Origin of the sequence: Stenotrophomonas maltophilia group sp. RNC7 (assembly GCF_030910085.1) — a bacterium.
In the GTDB taxonomy this organism is placed as follows: domain Bacteria; phylum Pseudomonadota; class Gammaproteobacteria; order Xanthomonadales; family Xanthomonadaceae; genus Stenotrophomonas; species Stenotrophomonas sepilia.
The window spans coordinates 1-16,396 of record NZ_JAVFVN010000888.1; the positions used below are offsets into that span (position 1 = coordinate 1).

Here is a 16,396-nt window from a genome sequence, read left to right on the forward strand (position 1 = left end):
CTGCTTACATCCACGGCTTCTACAATCCAGCCCGGCTACACTCGGCGCTGGGCTACCACTCGCCTAACAACTACGCCCGGCAGCTCCGGGCTGCCGCCTGAAACGGCTTCATGGCGTCCGTTTTCAGGGGGCCAGATCAGAACACCTCATCGGTAATCCAGGTTGACGGGGCAAGGTCCAGGTCCGTGAGCTTGGCCGCATGATTGGCCGCGCGTCCAACCCAGACGATGTCGTTGCCGCCTCGAATACCCGTGCGAGCAGCTCGGATTGGGCTGCTGTCGATTCCGACGACATGCCTCACGGTACCTGTCCAGTCGGGGTACTGCTGTTTCAACGCTGGCATGACGATCATCTTGACCGCATAGTTGATTTTCAACCCGGCCTTAGCCGCCGGCGTGGCTTGCCGGTCACCCACCCAGATGCCCATGACACGATCTCCGTCGTAGGAGGTGATCTTGCCGCCCTCTTTCCTGATGATCGTCGCTGCACAGTGCAGGAACGCTTTGTAGATCTCTGCACTCAACTGCCAGGCTTCGGTGTCGACCATATTCGTTGAGCCGTTCAGGTCCGCGTACAAAACAGTGGCACGATCAAACTCCACTGCGTCATTGCCCAATCGCAGATCTTCTGGATCGGGTACAACTTGACCTCTCCGTGTAGACCATCGGGTTTGTGCTATCGCCTGCACGGCGGCCGTCATCTCTTCCAGCAGTGCCACCGTCAGTCCCTCGGCCCAGCTTCGAGAATGCGGGAGCGAATTTGTTCGCATGCCGGTGCAATCAAAGCCCGGGCGTCCGGGCCAGGGGTGTATCGGTAGGGGACGGTCGTGAGCCCCGTGAGATCACTGGGAAGCTTCAGCTTGTCTTCGCGCGGCTCCATCAAGAAGGCGCGCCGACTCCCCAGGAATCCAATGAACATACCCAGTTCAAAGACGACGTTGTCGCGCATGACAGGCCACTCGTCACCGCGGCTGATGACCATGTCATCCGCGTGGGCCACGGCAATGGCAAAGTCTGCCTGTTCCAGCTGGCGCTCGAGCTCGTCAAGTGTGTAGTTGGCGGCGCGGAACACCCCGTGGTCCCATACCACCGTCAGGAACGGGTCGTGCTCGAAGTGCTGTACCAGCAACCGCGTGACAGGGAGCGCCTCCACCGACGACATCACAAAGACCCGGACCTGTCCGCGAGGTTGGGTAATCATGTGATTGCGCTCTTTTAGACGGCGCGAAAGGGTCGCGGCCAGCCGCCGCCAGATGACGGGGTGTGAATCCGCAATCCTGCTGAAATCGATTTCCGGCACCTTTAGCACTACGGTCGGCTCGCGTGCAGTAACAGTTGCCGCCCGCAGTTGCGCCGGTTCGATGGCTGCCATTTCGCCGACGTGGTCCCCAGCCCTTCGGGTATTAACCACTTTGCCGTTGACCAGCACGTCCACGGAGCCGGAGACAATGAAGAAAACGTCGGTCTCTGGGGCGCCCTGAGTGATAAAGGCCTGCCCTGTCCCCACGTCGAGCAATTCCCCGGCCTGTGCCAGCTGGGCTGCGGCCGCGTCCAAGCCGGCCAGCAGGCGGAACTCAGCCAAGGCGGCGATCAGTCGCCTGCCATCATCCGCCGCGAGGCGCTCGACGATCCCAGTCCCCATACTGCCCCCTTGAAAGTGTGAACTGGGTCCCAATATACGCCCAAAGGAGCTGGAATGAATCCGGCTGCCAGCCACGCCGTAGGCGACGCGACCCGCCCGGCCTGGCCTCCTCTTGGGCGCAGGGAGTAGCACGATGGGACACAGCTGGAAAAAAGATCGCACCAAGAAGCGCATTGCCACCCGTTACGCCGAAGTCCGCGACGTGGACATCCGCGATTACAAGCGGGAAACCTCGCTGGTGGATATTCCAGTCAATCGCGCCTATCGCGTCCAAGGGGCGCATGTCTACATCGACATCGTCAATCTGGCGGACATGCTTAGCTGCACTGACATCGAAGGCGAAACCTGCCACAAGCGGGCCCTTCGATTCCTGAATCAGCACTACCGCGCCGTCCATCGCATCCTCGTTGAAAGTGATGCCATCCGTGTGGACTTTCACAACCAGCGGCTGCATGCGGTTGTGACCAAGCCGTACGGCGATGCCAACGAACGCGCCCGGATCGAGCGCGCGGTTGCGATCGCCCAGCTCGCCATCGATGTGCTGGCTGAAACGGGCGACTCGGACGCGCACATCCCCAATGCCCAGGTTCGTGTCGGCATTGACAGCGGGATGGCGTTGGCCGTCAACAATGGTCGTCGCGCCAGCCGAGAACCTCTTTTCTTAGGCTCCCCAGCCAATCAGGCGGCCAAGTGTGCCGGGCATGGAGGGGCTGAAGGCATCTACCTGACGCACGGCGCACGTGCCGTGCTTGAACTGCCTACCTTGACCGGCAACAAGGACCGCACCACTTCGCTGACCGATGCTCAGATTTCCGCATGCGTCGAGGCCGCTGCACTCGGCATTTCCAAGTCGCGCATCATCGAACTCTGGAAAGATGAACAGGCCGAGCTCCCTATCGGCGAATTCAAGTTCAGTCGACCGACGCCTCCGCTTTCTGATCTGGACTTCTCCCTGCTCAGCGCGGCGAACTCAAGGCGATTTGATGGCGTTTCGATCTATGCCGACATTGACGGATTCACCGACTTCGTGGACAAGCACTTAGAGGAGGATCCCGAACATCTGGTTCGAACACTGCACGTATTGCGCTCTGAGCTGGATGCGGTCGTACACGAGGATTTTGGAGGGCGTCGTGTCCGTTTTATTGGCGACTGCCTTCATGGGGTGCTGCTGGAGGGCACGTCACAGACGACAGATGCGCAGGACACGGTCAGCACCGCTGCCCAGTGCGCGGGTGCATTGCGCAGCAGTTTCTCCACTGCCCTGGAGCAACTGAGCGCCGAAGGCGCGGAAGTGGCAGAGCTGGGATTGGCCATTGGCTTCGAACTTGGCCCCCTTGCCATTTCCCGCCTGGGCATGAAGGGGAGCCTTCTGCGGTGTGCCACGGGGCGAGCGGTGTTGGAATCTGAAGCCCAACAACGACTCTGCGACGGTGTGGAGACGGCCATTGGTGAAAATGCCTACAAGGCCGCCAGCGCCGCGATACGGACCGTCTTTACCGACAAGCGAAAGGCGGCGAACCTAGACTATGCCGCAGCGGTGGAGGAACTCGCCGCATCCGGGGACCGCGTGGCGAAGGCAACACTGGAGGCACACTACGCTGAAGTGGCACCCGCAGTGGCTCCTGCGCTCGCGCAGCCGATCCGTCCTCATGTGGCCGCGACGTGACGCCAAGGCCTTTGGAGCTGCTGCAGCGCGTGGCACCGGACTACGGTGCCACGTTGATCGTAGACCCTGTCGGGGGGCTGGTTGGGATCACAGTGGTTCGGGCCGGCGGAGCCGAGTACGCATTTAGATTGCTCGTCTCCGTTGCAGGCGAGCACGTCTCAGTGCGCGAGATCGCCGACCCCGGCATGCTGCCGGGGTTCTGTCCCGATCGGCATATCAACGGTGACCGTAGCTTCTGCCTCGGCTGGGGAGAAGACAATCCGAGCCGGATCCAAGACGAAGCAGCAGCGAGGCATTGGTGGGCCACGGTCTACCAGTACCTGACCTACCAGATCGGCGCGAACGCCCGCCGGGTCTTTCCTGGAGCGGAGAACGGCCGCGCGCACGGTCGTGCTGCGCAGCATCAGGCCAATGCTGAGCAGGCAGCCGAACGACTGGGTCCGGCATTCAAGGCAGATGTGCTCGCGGGGCAGTTCATGGTCCGCAAGGATTCGCGCCCTCAGAAGCGGAGGCTCGAGCTCTGGCACGGCAAACTACTCCTTGCTCGGGTGTCGACGCGCACTGAAACCTTGGTCGGGAGACCCCCAGTCTGCCCATGTGGCCGCGATCCTGACGGTGCGATCACTGCATGTGGCGACCACGCTGCGGCCCTGGTCACTTTCATCTTGGAACAGCACCGATGTGCGCTGGCCGACACAGCTTTCCTTGAGGATTGTGCGGCTGCAGGAGCGCGCTGCTGCGGAACGCTGGACATCTGCGGTCTTCGATCTGCCATCAAACGAACACAAACCGTATCCCTCAAGACAGAGAACTCACCCCGTGCAAGAACCTCAAAATTCTGGCGGCCACCCGCCAAATCAAAGCGACCGCGTTAGTGCCGCTTGGCAGCAGCTGAATTTGGTCTTGGGCTTCTTCTCCCGTGTAGACACAAAACTCTCGGTCGGCCTGGGTATCAACCTGGGCATGCTTGCCATGATCGCGACGCGGCTGCCGAAACTTGATGAACTAACGGCCCTGATCTCGGTTGCGGGCGTTTTGTTCCTTACACCGCTTACTGTTAGCTTCTGGCACCTGTGGTACGGATATTTTCCGGAACTGCGAGGCGGGTCAAATTCGCTCATCTTCTTTGAACGGGTGTCGAGCATGGCCGAGCACGAGTTCTTGCAGAAGTGCGCGGAGCGTACGCTGATGGAGTTCGAGGAAGACCTCCTGGGTCAATGTTGGCGCAATTCCAAGATTCTCTCGTCAAAATTCAGCTGTTTGAAGTACGCGTACATTGCCACTGTTCTGGCAATCGCCCCATGGATGGCACTCATCGTTGTGCTGCCTCCGCCGGCAAAGTGACACACAAGTGGCTTCTGCTCATCCAGTTGTTGAGCCGGAGCCCCGGGCAGCGCTGACAGGGCCGGGCCTTCCGGCCCAAGTCGGCCCAAGGTGAGAAACGGTGCTGGCCATTGCCGGAGTTTGGCCATCGGCTATCACACGCACGTCGCAGTTAGCTCCCTTTCGGAAGGGGATGCCAGCCTAGACGTGCAGCAAACTCACGACGATAGACGGTGTCAATCTGGGGCGGGGCTCGCCGGACGTACTCTTCTGCGAGCGTCGCAGTTTGCCCTGAGAGGCTTGCGAGGTAGGCAACTGCTTCTTCCACTGATGGGACGCGTTGATCTTCCCCGTTGAACTTCGGTGGCAGCGCCGTCCATAGCACAGTGGTAATCCCGCGAGCAGCGGCCCAGTCAGCGAGCCCAGGAATACTCGCCGGTGCTGGACAGCCATGTGTCCAGACCCCCAAGTGTCGCTCCATGTTCTTTGAGGGAATGGCTTCCCGCTCACGCAAGGCTCGCTTGGCGTCGCCCTCGTCGTCGGTACCAGCCTCAACCCAGAAGGAGGTGACAGCAGACGCGGCCGCATGCATGACCAACGTAAGCCGTCCATTGCCGGATTGCCTTAAAAACTCTACGCAAACCGTTGGCCCGTCTGCCAGCCACTGTCCACGAACCGGTAGACCGTCGGGTTGCCATACCAGCGACCCCCAACCAAGATAGGCAATCATCTTGAGCCTCTACTCGACTGCGACAGCCGTGCCGCCCACCACAAGCGGCTCATTTCGTAATCGGTCGAGCCTTTAGTCTCTGCGCTCACCATCCTGGATGCCTCCTCGTCTCAACAAGACTCTGTATTGATAGCGCTACCGCGCCATCTGCCGCGATGTTGCGCTGCAGGGTCCGACGCCGGGCGAGAAGAAGCGCGAAGACGGAGCATGCTGCTGATTGCGGACTACCCGCAAGAGCGGGTGACGCATGCCTGGGAGATAGTCGAACCCGCTGTCTTCAAGCTCAAGTACGAGGCGGGAGAGAACCTCATGCTGCAGGAGCAAGCGGCGTCGCGACGATGCAATCCGAACACCCCGGCACCCTGTGAAAGGAAGCACGAAATGGCTGAAGTACCAGAACAGCTCTTCGGCAATAAGCTGGATGGGACTATCCTGCCCCACCAGTAGCAGGCAATCGTGCAGTGCACGCCCCAAGGCAAAGCAGTCATGCCGTCTGCCCTGCTCATGGGCGACCCTCAACATCACCACTAGTGCCGCCAGGCTATCCAGAGTGCCCAGCCCGCACAAGCCCTCGGTGATCTCTCGTAACCGACGGTCTCGGCGGACAAACATGCCGGCTCGCAAGCTCGCTCCGCTGAACACTTCCAGTTGCACAGGTGCACTGAGCGACATGAGTATTGATTCTCCACAACCGCCAAGTGCCTCGTGGACATTCAGAGCGGCCCAGACCGGTGAACATAGAACCATGCGGGAGCCGGGATAGCGCGCCTCGGCTGCTGCCTGCGTCGCCTGGGACGGGACGTGTTCCGCATGGGCATATTTCACCCACACATTGGAGTGGCAGCCGGGACGCTCCGGGGATATCGACTGTCCGAGCGCGTATGCGCTGGATAGGCCCATTCGGCTTCGCAAGCATTCAAACCACAATCCGACACTGAGTGATCGCAGGCAGTACGGCACGGCTCGGTTGGCGGGAAGTATGCTCGTGCTTGCACGCATGCGGGCAAGTCGCGCCTCGCCGTAAAAGGGTATCTCTTTGAGCGCCATGGCCGTGCCCCTCCCCATTCACCTTTGATGGGTAACGAAACGCGAGTTTGTTACTCCTTCCACCATCCGTATTAGAGGGGCAGAATCAGGAGGACACAAGCGACGGGGTGTGACCACGCCATGACGGAGCGGACCAACGAATCAATCCTGGCCCCGGAACGCCGTGAGATCGAAAGAGAATTGACCTTTCATTTCGGGCCTCTCATCGGCTATGAAAACTTGCCGCGAGCTCTTGGCTATCGCTCCAGCCACGCGCTCCGCCAAGCAGAGGCACGCGGAACCTTGCCCGTGAAGATATTCAAAGTGCCCGGCCGCCGCGGCAAATTTGCCTTTGCGATGGACATCGCCGACTGGATGGTTGGGCTGAGGGCCGCAATCAGTCCGCCGGCAGTATCTGGCACCCCGCAAGATGAAGCGGCTGCTCTGAAGCCCAACCAGGAATGACGCCCCACAACCCAAACTCAAGGGGCCGGGCTTGTAGCGTTTCAAGAACAGACTCAAGACGTCCCCGAAGATGCGCTCGCCGAGCGCCGAGGAGAGTACCAAGAGCCGGAAACTAACATCTCCGAACCCTGGAAATGACTTGCCCCCGTTGGCGCGGGGGCAAGTGACATCTGTTGGAGCAGATGGTGGTGAAACTCAGCCTGTACCCTGAGGCTCACCCTTTTCCTTGACAAAGTCAAGCGACTTCCCGTTCGCGCGGAGGGGTGCGCCCATTTCCTCCCCATCTCATATGGCGGAGGCGAACCTGAATGGGCACCTTGTTCCAATCTCGAGACCGGGCAGACGTTCGCAAGCCGACGGCTGAGGAGCAGGATGATGACCGCAGGAAAAAGCGCGACCGCCAAACCGACGGACGAAGACCGCCGTGAGGGGCATCTGCCCCATTCCCCTCTCGAGCTAGCACGCGGCAAGCGCGACCGCCGCGAAATCTTTGTATTTCAGTCCCCGAAGAATGGGCGGACCGTAACGGTGGCCGACCTGGTCAACTTTTGCCAGGCGCTGATGCTCGAATTTGACCCCCAGGTGGAGATGTATGTTGAGAGGCCGCGTCGAATCACGGTAGGCGAGAAGCGCGACCTTGAGTTGAGCTTCTGGGTCGGGCGGAGGGATGGCACCCAGCACTACCAGTTTGTAATCCCTACAAAACGGGTGGCTTCACTGAGCGTTGGCTTAGTCAAGCTTCCCGCAGATGACGAGCTCATCCACATGGCCTTGAATCAAGGGCTCGTATTGCGACTTGTCCACGAAAACTCTCTGGCATCTCGCGCCAGCGAGGTCGCTGTTGCCTACGAACTACTTCCGCTTGTCTGGGCCAATGCAAAGATCGCGGGGGCCAGGCAGTTGGAAGTGAGGATTGAGGACATGCTCCAGAACGTTGAGCGCCTCACCATGAGCGCATTACAACTGCAGACGGGCCAGGCCCGGTTCGCAGTGGCTTGCGCAGTGGCAAGCCTCGTCTACACCGGCCGCGTACAACTCGTGGACTATCGCCCAGGGGATCCGGATGCCCTCGTGGAGGTGCGTCATGGCTAGGTACGAAATCTATGATCAGGCGACACTCGACGAGTGGTACTCCCCACATCCGGTTGATATTGCACCAGATCATCTCTCCAAGTTCCGCGTGGCTAAGGAAGCACTCACCGCCTTGCTTCTGGGCCGTTCCACCATCACCGCTATATCCCGGAGATATGGAATCTGCCACAAACGCCTGAAGCGCATGGCAATGAAAGCGCCCACGATAGCCCACGATGGCATGCCGCACGGATTTCGCGTATGCATTCCATGGGGCAGTTACTCGACTGAGCTTTCCTTCGAACCCGCGGAATTGCCGCTGGTTCCAGGAAGATTTGCGTGGCACAAAGTCTCCGAAGCTGTGCCGAGTGTTAAAGCCTTGATCGATGGCTTTGCAACCCATCTGCCGCCGGGCCGCCCTCCAAGCGCGTTCGTAAAATTGCACCAACGAGTCCTTGCGGAGCTGAAGCAGCACAACCTGGAGGACAAATTCCCCCTGAACGATCCTGGCAAGGGGAAGCGCTCGCTGCTTGCTTTGCTCAAGCGGCGGCAGTCGGCAGTAGCCGACGTGGACCTTTATGAACCTCAATCGGCATCGAACGCTCCTGTCGCTTTGGAGCAAGCAGTACGGATGGGCCTGTTCGCCAGAACGGAGTTTGACGCGCACCAAATCGATGTTGAATGCAAGATCTCCATCGATATGCCCAATGGCGCGCGTGTTACGCGCAAAGTGTCACGGCTATGGCTTCTCATCGAAATAGAGACTGAATCCAGGGCGGTAACGGGATGGCTTCTCTGTGTCGGCCAGAGCTATGACAATCTTGATGTAGCGCTCTGCTTGTCCAAGTCAATGGAACCCTGGGCTCCCAGGGACCTGACGATCCCGGACCTCTTCTACGCACCTGGCGCTGGAATGCCCGTCTATCAGGCAGCAACGCCGATAGTCACGCGCTCGGCCGCTGTCGCACTGGACAACTTCCTTGCGCACTCGGCCCATGCACTCGAAGCAGCATTCTGCAGGGCTCGGGGAGGTGTGATGATCTTCGGAAAGTCGCACACACCGCGCTCACGACCCATTGTAGAGCAATTCTTCTCGCGCTTGGAACGTGGTGCGCTGCGTAAGATCCCCGGCGGTTTTGAGCCCGCCAAACGGCTGGGGGAAAACAAGATCAGGATCAGCAACTTCTCTCCGGATGCCCATCCCATCCAGATGCACCTTCTCGAGGAGCTCCTGGACGTCATCATAGCCAACTACAACGCGACGCCTCACTCCGCACTCGGACAGATGACGCCGCTAGCGTATCTCACGAATCGCAAAGAGTCAGCGTTTGCGTTTGCGCCGGAAACCTGTGGCCTGGATGCTGCAGATATGGCTTCGACAATCGTAAGCCTGCCCGTAAAAGGCAACAAGGATAATGGGGAGTTGCCCCATGTCACCTACTTGTATGCGGACTACCGATCCCCTTCCCTTAACGATAAATGGGGACTGATTGGCACCAGGATTCTTGCGCGCGTGAATAGGCGCGATCTTCGTTCAATCGTGCTACTTCAAAGTGCCACCGTGCCATTCGGAGTGGCTACCGCGCGAGCGCCTTGGTCGCGCGCGCCGCATGACGAGAGGACGCGAAGGATCATCTGTCGTTGGTCCAAACAGCGCAGTGATTTCTCAATCGCTGGCGTGGAGTGTGCAATTGAAGCCTTCATAGCGCATCTTCGATCTACTGCAGACACGTCCCAACCCGCAGTCGACCAACTTGCGCGCTTGCAGCAGTTGCACTTCGGCCGTCTGCCCGACATTCGGTCCCAGCCAGCTCACATCCCGGTAAGAGTCCCCCGGGGAGGCAAGGTGAATCTTGATGACTAGATCGGACCTTGCGGAGGCCATCATGGCCGTCCGTCGCCTTGACCCCGACCATCCACTTTTCATTGAGTCTGGCTACCGTATCAACACGAAGCCTGTCGAACGCATGGCGGATTTCGTTCTGTACAACATTCAGCAGGGTCATCATGGGTGCTCTCTTTATTCAGAGAGCGGGGTTGGCAAATCCACGGCGCAAGACTATCTAGTCGAAACCGACTGGCGCTGGCTCGTGGAGGACGGACGCCGCGCAGGTGTGGCCAGGGCAATCGTCGCAACCTCAGATGCATGCAGGAGCCCGCTGAGCTTCTGGCACGCGCTTTCACATCAACTGGGAATGCCGCGCTGGTCATCGGCCAGGCCTCACGAGCTGAGGGCACGAATACACAATCACATGCGCGCCGCGTGTGGGCACGCCGACGTACGCAGGTACGTATTGTTCATCGACAGTGCTCAACGGCTCACCAATCTTGAGTTTCAGTGCTTAGAAGATCTTGATAACTTGATGAGCAAGGACAGGCTTACTCTCTTTTTGGTCTTTGTGTACCAAAGTGACCAGCAGGGCATCGAGCTTGGCGACATGTGGCAGCACCATCCGTCACATGTTGTTCGCCGGTGGTTTCTGGACTCAGCCCCATTTCTTCCTCTTGCGGCGCGAGATGAGGTCAGGCATGCCCTGTCGCGCTACGACGGCGCAGCATGGTGGCCGACAGAGGACATGCCATTTTCTAGATACTTCGCCACCGACGCATTTGATCGCGGATGGCGGCTGGAATCTGAAACGGAGATGATTTGCGATGCTGTGTCCGCCCTCCGGAGGGAGGTGGGACTTCCCGAACATAGTGGCTGGCCGATGTGCTCCTTCACATCGACCGTGCGGAATCTGCTAACGAACGCTTGGTTTCAGCAGAGTTTCGAACGCTTCACTCCATCTGACGTCCGTGCTGCGCTTGTGCATGTCGGGTACCTGCGAACCGAGTTCATTCGCATGCGCGAGAAGATGTCCGACAAGGCAATCGCCATCATTGAGAAGATACAGAATACGGCAAACCAGGTAGGGGGAAGCAATGAATAGCTCTCGCGCCGTAAATCCTTCTACGCCTCGGATTGTCGGCGCAGAGCATGAGTTCTATCCATACATATCGGGCTACGGCGTGCTGCAGCGGATCGTTGCACTGGGCATGCCAACAAGTGAGCAACTCATGATCATGGGGGTGAGGCGTAAGACTGGGCGCTCCATGCTCCGCCCTTTGCTTCTGCCGGGCCGGGTGCAGGATACTTTTGCGTCAGCCATCGAAGTCCGTGACGTCACAACGAAGAATCTATGGAATCCGGCCGCGTGGCTTCCAGTTCAATCACTTCGACTTCTCGCGGGTAGTGAGCTTCCATATATGCGGTGCCCCGCATGCGCACTTCACGGCTACCATTGTTCACTATTTCTCCTTCCTTCCATCTCTGCGTGCCCTTGGCATGGCGAGAAGCTCATCAGCCACTGCGAGGCATGCGGAAGGACGCTGGGCACCAGTTTTGACCACTCCGGTGGTCTCGGGACTTGTACTTGTGGATTTCAGCCAATCGACGCCCACACAGCGCTACTGGACGTCAGGCAATTTCCCGCTCGTGAAGTGTCGCAGTGGGTGGATGACTACCTTCATTGGGCATCACGCCAGCGGGCAGGCCGAGTGATTCACTTCCCCAGTGATGCGCAAAGCTGGCCTTCAGCTCTGGCGCGCCTGATTGATAGAACGACTCCTATGCCGCCCGTCCACCAGGACGATGGCAATGCTCACGTAAGGTATGAGGCTTTCCAGCCATCCGCTGACGATCCGGAGCCAGGGGCGTTCTGGGGCTGGGCAATGATTGGCGGCAACTCGGGCCTCATGTGCGCTCCGCTCCCATTGATGGCCTACGATGCTTTGACGCGGGCCACTGCAGCGGCATGCGCCAGGGTCGGACTTGAAGGCCTATCTGTCCTGAGCTTCCGCTCAACGCACTACGACACCCAAGGACCCACTGAGGTAGAGCGGCACGAGTCGTTCCTAGCTCCCTATGGTGTTTCTGCCAGCGGCGCGACTTGGCTCAATCTCTCGGTTGTCGACCCGATGGTAACGTTAGCGTGCGGCACAGCGCTGGAGCTGGCCGCTGCGGCCTTTGGTATCGCGAACGACAAGCCGGATAGGTCCCCTTCCGTAATCGTCGCTTCGGTATTGGACAGCATTAAGGGAAGATCCGCCTTGGTCGACGCGCTTGTGTGGGTTCTGGCAACCGCTTATGAGGAAGGCTTGGCGTTGACGCTTGCAAGGGTGTTCAAGCTGAATCCGAAGGATGTACTGCCTTCAGGTGGGTATCCGGTCATCGAGCTTCAGGGTTCCGCCCGTTCCTTGAGAGAAGTCCGGGTCGCCTGGGTGACACCTCGAAAAACAGCTAGAATCCAGCAGAAATCCTAAGGCAGGCAGTTCTTAGCAATTTTTGCCATCATTGGGGCAACGGCACTGTCTCGTGCCGGACTGCGAACGGCAGTAGCCTTCATGCGAGTACGCAACACAAGGGGAGGCTTTGCCGCCGCGTGGGCTAATTGGCAATTCTAATGAACCCCCGGCAGTCGTGGGCGTGTTTTATGGGCTTCCGGAACTGTTGGGCGTTATTTATGTACTTCTGGAAATGCCGGGCGTCTTTGGTGAACTTCCGGGAATATCGGGCATCTTTGGTGGACTTCCGGAAATATCGGGCATCTTTGGTGGACGGAAGCTGCCAGGAAGAGGCTAAGCTCACCCCATCCATATCTTCTAAAATCAATGCGTTAGAGGCCGGGCGTTTTCGGTGCGGCAGACACGCACCTTGCGCGGGTCCAACCGCGTCAACAGCGGCGCATCCATGCGCCATATCCGCGGGGGTTCCCACCGCCCCCCGTGCATCGTCAGGCGACCATTCCTGAGCCGGAATCATGTGGCCAGTGAGATAGGCGCGCCGACGCAACCGGGTGACCAGCTCCAACGCCAGCCCCTCAACAAACGACTCAGGGCCAGCCCAGGCTGACCCTTCGAGCGACCATGGCTCACCTGCAGGCGGAGATAGACCACGCAAAGCTGCCCTGTAGGAATCAAGGGCCAGCCCGAGCAATTCGCGCTCGCTGAAGTAGCAGCAGGCCTTCGGCGACGGGTACGCCGCCGACTGCGGCTGGACCCATTCAAGGCCGTCGCGGAAGGTCAGCATCATGCTGCACCCCCGGAGCTCAGCAGTACGCCGGATGGCAGTGCTTGGCCTTGCGGCCCGAGCCGCACGGGCACGGTTCGTTGCGGCCAACGCGTGGCATTGGCGGTTCCACCGGCTTCGACGCTGTCGCCTTCGCAGTGCTGGCACGGCTGGCCCTCGGCTTGGGGGCTGGCTTGATCGGCGCCCCGATGATCGATTCCGCTTCGGCATCCGTCGACGCTCGTGCCTGCTGGTCGATCCGGCGCACGAAATCCGACAGGGCCATCAGGATAAACGCGTTGAGTGAGACCCCCATCACCGAGGCCTGCTCCTGGGCACGTTCCATCAGATCCACAGGCATCCTCAGGTTGAACTTCTGTACTTCGGGCTTGGGCTTTTTCATGGGGCCACTTTGGCCCCACTTTGGCCCCACTGTCAATGACCCCCACAAGACTGGCATCGCCAGTCAGCAGTAGGGCCCGAGCCACTTGGGCGGGAAAATACTTGTCACTTGTCCTATATAGAGACAAGCCCAGCGCAGCGGCCGCTTCGCGGCCGCTGCTGGGCGCCCCATCTGAGGCTCCCCGAACGGATGAAAATTGACCGAGGTCAGCGGCCGCACCGGCGCGAGCGCCGGCGTCGGCCGCCTGCCCTTGCCGCTGTTTCAACAGGTCGGAGAACGCCCGCGAGCGCCGCACCAGCAGCGACAGCCAGGCCATATCGTGAGGCTCGATCGCATGGTTCTCGGGCGTGATCAGGCGGCCACGGACGACCGCGTAGCCAGCCCATGCCGGATCAATGAAAGCGCCATGCTTGAGGAAACGCAGGAGCTTGAAGGCGGCCCAAGACGGCCTGGACCGGCCAAGCTCCCAGCTACCGATGGTGCGAAGGGACACCCCGAGCATCTCGGCGGCGTCCAGGCGGGTGAGCCCGGAGAAAATCCGGGCATCACGGAACTGCTCGGCAGTGACGTATGGGCGCCTACGGCCATACCCCGCTCGCTTGCGCCCCCTCCGCTGTGAAGAGGGCGTATACATTATGCGAACTGCTGTATCGGGCCGTGGCCGCGTTCGTGTCCTCGGCGTGGCAATGGCTGGAGCCGACCCAATTAAAGTTGTTACGCCGCTCAACGTATTAGTGCTACTTCTCTGAAGTTGGCGCCTCCATCAAGTAAGTAGCGCCATTAGTTGGCGTCCACTAGGCTCGACTGCAGTAACCGAGGTGATTCGGCTCGCCTTCTGGAGGCGAGCCTTCCAAGTAAAAGTGCTACTTCAGCGCGCTCATTGCTTCGGCCGCTTGCGTTTCGGCCTAACATCAGCAGCGATGCGAACTTCTTTGGATCGCTTGAATGCAACTTCCAGCTGAGCTGGCAAATCTCGAAGCCCTGAAAGTTGTCCCTCGAGCGCGTCACATCTGCCACGCAGGATATCGGCAGACTGACTGGCCGTGGCGGCCGCTGCTTGGGCGGTCTGGATATCCTGGCGCAGCTGCTTCTCAAGAGCCCTGTGTTGCTCGGATGCCTTGCTTAGCTGCACCTGGAGTTCTTTCACCTCCTGTCGGGCGCGATCAACATCGCTGAGCGCCCGATTCTCGACAGATCTGGTGTACTCGGCCCAGTCTTCTCGCTCAGATTTCGCCGTTTCTAGCGCCTCATGAAGCCTGGCGTCGAGTTGCTGTCTCGATGCTTCATTTCGATCGGCTCTTCGAAGCTCGACATCCCGCTGCTCTACAAGCTCTGACATCTGCAGACGGAGCTGGTCAACCAATCGCTGTAGCTCTGCAGCTTGCGTAGCGGCAATCCTCTCTCCTGTGAGAGCATCGTCGCGCTCTGAGCGCATTTGCGTCAGCTCGTCAGCTACAAGCCGGGATTTTGCCTCCAGTGCATCACGCCGGGCGGCCAGTGACTGCTCAGCCGCTGCAAGCTCTCGATGGGCGGCCTCCCGGGCATGACTCAACGCTAGCTCCCACCATTGTCCGGCGAGTTCTGCTAACACCGCTGGTGCATCTTCCAGGTCCGGACGCGCTGGCTGCAGGCGCGTGCCAAGTCGCTTCCACCACGTCTCCAGCCAGCGGGTCACGGTGTTCGGCGAGCCTGTCCCCAGGTGAGCCCGGATCCGCTCGACGGTTGGGCGTTCGCCCTTGCCGACCAATTCGTCGGCGGCGCTATGGACGTCAGATTCAGTGATGCCCCGGGCCATGCGAAGTCTCCTTTACTGGCGCCCTACTCTGCTGGTAGCGTACGCGCGATAAGTGATGATTATCGCGGGTACGATCGGCTAAGCGTAGCGTACATTACATAGTATGGAAGATATTTCTACAATTCCCGCACTTGCCGCGACGGCCACCTGCCTAGCACTGCCCGAACAGCTGGCCCAACAGGCTTCCGATGCGGTCCGCGAGCTGCTGGCCGAAGCCGCAGCCGAGAACACCACCCGCAGCTACAGCAGCGCTCTGCGCTACTGGGCCGGCTGGCACGTGGCGCGCTACGGCATCGAGTTGGCCTTGCCGGTACCCGAAGCCATCGTGCTGCAGTTCGTGGTCGACCATGTGCAGCGCCGGTCGGCTGATGGCGAATTGGCCTGGGAACTTCCACCAGCCGTCGACCAGGCCTTGGTGGCCGCCGGCCTCAAAGCCAAGGTCGGCCCGTGGACCTTGGCCACCGTGCGCCATCGCGTTGCCGTGCTGTCCACCGCGCACCGACTCAAGCACGTGGCCAATCCCTGCGAGCAGCCTGCAATTCGCACCGTGCTCAGCCGCGCGGCGCGGGCCGCGGTCAAACGCGGCGAGCGCCCGCGCAAGAAGACTGCGATCACCTTGGCCGAGCTGGAGGCCATGTTGGCCACCTGTGACGACAGCCTGGAAGGAATTCGGGATCGCGCCCTACTCTGCTTCGGGTTCGCTAGTGGCGGCCGCCGGCGCAGCGAGATCGCCGCTGCCGACCTGCGCGACCTGCGCCGGATTGGCGAGGCGGGCTATATCTACCGGCTGGAGCACAGTAAGACCCAGCAGGCCGGGGTTACGGCGACCTCGACCCCGGACAAGCCGGTGCTCGATCGGGCCGCCCTCGCCCTGCAGGACTGGCTGGACGCAGCCGGGATCATCGAAGGGGCGATCTTCCGGCGGCTCTGGAAACAGCGGGTTGGCCCTGCCTTGTCCCCGGCGGCTGTGGGTGAGATTGTCCAGCGGCGGGCTCGCCTGGCCGGACTGGAGGGCGATTTTGGCGGGCATAGCCTGCGCTCGGGGTTCGTGACCGAGGCCAGCCGCCAGGGTGTTGCCCTGCCGGCAATCATGCAGCTGACCGAGCACCGGTCAGTGTCAAGCGTTCTGGGGTACTTTCAAGCTGGTGGTGCTGCAGCAAACCCAGGTGCTCGGCTACTTGAAGACTGAGGCGAGCGATCATTCAGTGATGCAAACTTCTCATCGG

General features: G+C 60.2%; 15 protein-coding genes. 10 read left to right on the plus strand and 5 right to left on the minus strand.

The window, feature by feature from the left end:
* Positions 1-136: 136 nt before the first annotated feature.
* Both RCF13_RS21805 and RCF13_RS21810 read right to left on the minus strand, forming a co-directional pair.
* On the minus strand, positions 137-718 hold the full coding sequence (locus tag RCF13_RS21805) for an adenylate/guanylate cyclase domain-containing protein (protein WP_181357854.1): 582 nt from the start codon (positions 716-718) through the stop codon (positions 137-139).
* A gap of 2 nt (positions 719-720) precedes the next feature.
* Positions 721-1,641, minus strand: a complete 921-nt coding sequence (locus RCF13_RS21810; protein WP_134967901.1) for a TIR domain-containing protein — start codon at positions 1,639-1,641, stop codon at positions 721-723.
* Between the two features lie 133 nt (positions 1,642-1,774).
* On the opposite strand from RCF13_RS21810, the gene RCF13_RS21815 reads away from it, so the two are divergent.
* The 8 genes from RCF13_RS21815 (at position 1,775) to RCF13_RS21850 (ending at position 12,227) form a co-directional block, all read left to right on the plus strand.
* The gene (locus RCF13_RS21815; protein WP_043033494.1) at positions 1,775-3,307 is read left to right on the plus strand and encodes an adenylate/guanylate cyclase domain-containing protein; all 1,533 of its coding nucleotides are present in this window, start codon (positions 1,775-1,777) and stop codon (positions 3,305-3,307) included.
* Positions 3,308-3,904: 597 nt separating this feature from the next.
* On the plus strand, positions 3,905-4,651 hold the full coding sequence (locus RCF13_RS21820) for a Pycsar system effector family protein (RefSeq protein ID WP_126412175.1): 747 nt from the start codon (positions 3,905-3,907) through the stop codon (positions 4,649-4,651).
* Between the two features lie 916 nt (positions 4,652-5,567).
* Positions 5,568-5,807: a hypothetical protein gene (locus tag RCF13_RS21825; protein ID WP_126412177.1), complete on the plus strand. Its 240-nt coding sequence runs from the start codon at positions 5,568-5,570 to the stop codon at positions 5,805-5,807.
* A gap of 720 nt (positions 5,808-6,527) precedes the next feature.
* Positions 6,528-6,851, plus strand: a complete 324-nt coding sequence (locus RCF13_RS21830) for a hypothetical protein (RefSeq protein ID WP_024956858.1) — start codon at positions 6,528-6,530, stop codon at positions 6,849-6,851.
* A gap of 375 nt (positions 6,852-7,226) precedes the next feature.
* Complete coding sequence (locus RCF13_RS21835; RefSeq protein ID WP_049401583.1) at positions 7,227-7,943, plus strand: hypothetical protein; 717 nt, start codon at positions 7,227-7,229, stop codon at positions 7,941-7,943.
* Positions 7,936-9,786, plus strand: a complete 1,851-nt coding sequence (locus tag RCF13_RS21840; RefSeq protein WP_024956856.1) for a hypothetical protein — start codon at positions 7,936-7,938, stop codon at positions 9,784-9,786. Before RCF13_RS21835 ends, RCF13_RS21840 begins: the two co-directional genes overlap by 8 nt.
* Positions 9,787-9,808: 22 nt before the next feature.
* Positions 9,809-10,855, plus strand: coding sequence for an ATP-binding protein (locus RCF13_RS21845; RefSeq protein WP_072167141.1), 1,047 nt, complete (start codon positions 9,809-9,811; stop codon positions 10,853-10,855).
* Positions 10,856-11,681: 826 nt separating this feature from the next.
* Complete coding sequence (locus tag RCF13_RS21850; RefSeq protein WP_126412179.1) at positions 11,682-12,227, plus strand: hypothetical protein; 546 nt, start codon at positions 11,682-11,684, stop codon at positions 12,225-12,227.
* Between the two features lie 124 nt (positions 12,228-12,351).
* Here RCF13_RS21850 and RCF13_RS21855 read toward each other — a convergent pair whose 3' ends face one another.
* Together RCF13_RS21855 and RCF13_RS21860 are read right to left on the minus strand one after the other, a co-directional pair.
* Positions 12,352-12,996: a hypothetical protein gene (locus tag RCF13_RS21855; RefSeq protein ID WP_308141552.1), complete on the minus strand. Its 645-nt coding sequence runs from the start codon at positions 12,994-12,996 to the stop codon at positions 12,352-12,354.
* Between the two features lie 16 nt (positions 12,997-13,012).
* Positions 13,013-13,375 (minus strand): SEC-C metal-binding domain-containing protein, encoded by a 363-nt coding sequence (locus RCF13_RS21860; RefSeq protein WP_197637399.1) that lies wholly within the window; start codon positions 13,373-13,375, stop codon positions 13,013-13,015.
* Positions 13,376-13,571: 196 nt separating this feature from the next.
* On the opposite strand from RCF13_RS21860, the gene RCF13_RS21865 reads away from it, so the two are divergent.
* Positions 13,572-13,994 (plus strand): hypothetical protein, encoded by a 423-nt coding sequence (locus RCF13_RS21865; RefSeq protein ID WP_308141553.1) that lies wholly within the window; start codon positions 13,572-13,574, stop codon positions 13,992-13,994.
* Positions 13,995-14,252: 258 nt separating this feature from the next.
* On the opposite strand, the gene RCF13_RS21870 is transcribed toward RCF13_RS21865, so the two are convergent.
* A complete protein-coding gene (locus RCF13_RS21870) occupies positions 14,253-15,170 on the minus strand; it encodes a DNA-binding protein (RefSeq protein WP_134967903.1) in 918 nt (305 codons plus the stop codon).
* Between the two features lie 103 nt (positions 15,171-15,273).
* Here RCF13_RS21870 and RCF13_RS21875 point away from each other — a divergent pair, with 103 nt between their 5' ends.
* A complete protein-coding gene (locus tag RCF13_RS21875; protein WP_308141554.1) occupies positions 15,274-16,359 on the plus strand; it encodes a site-specific integrase in 1,086 nt (361 codons plus the stop codon).
* Positions 16,360-16,396 lie beyond the last annotated feature (37 nt).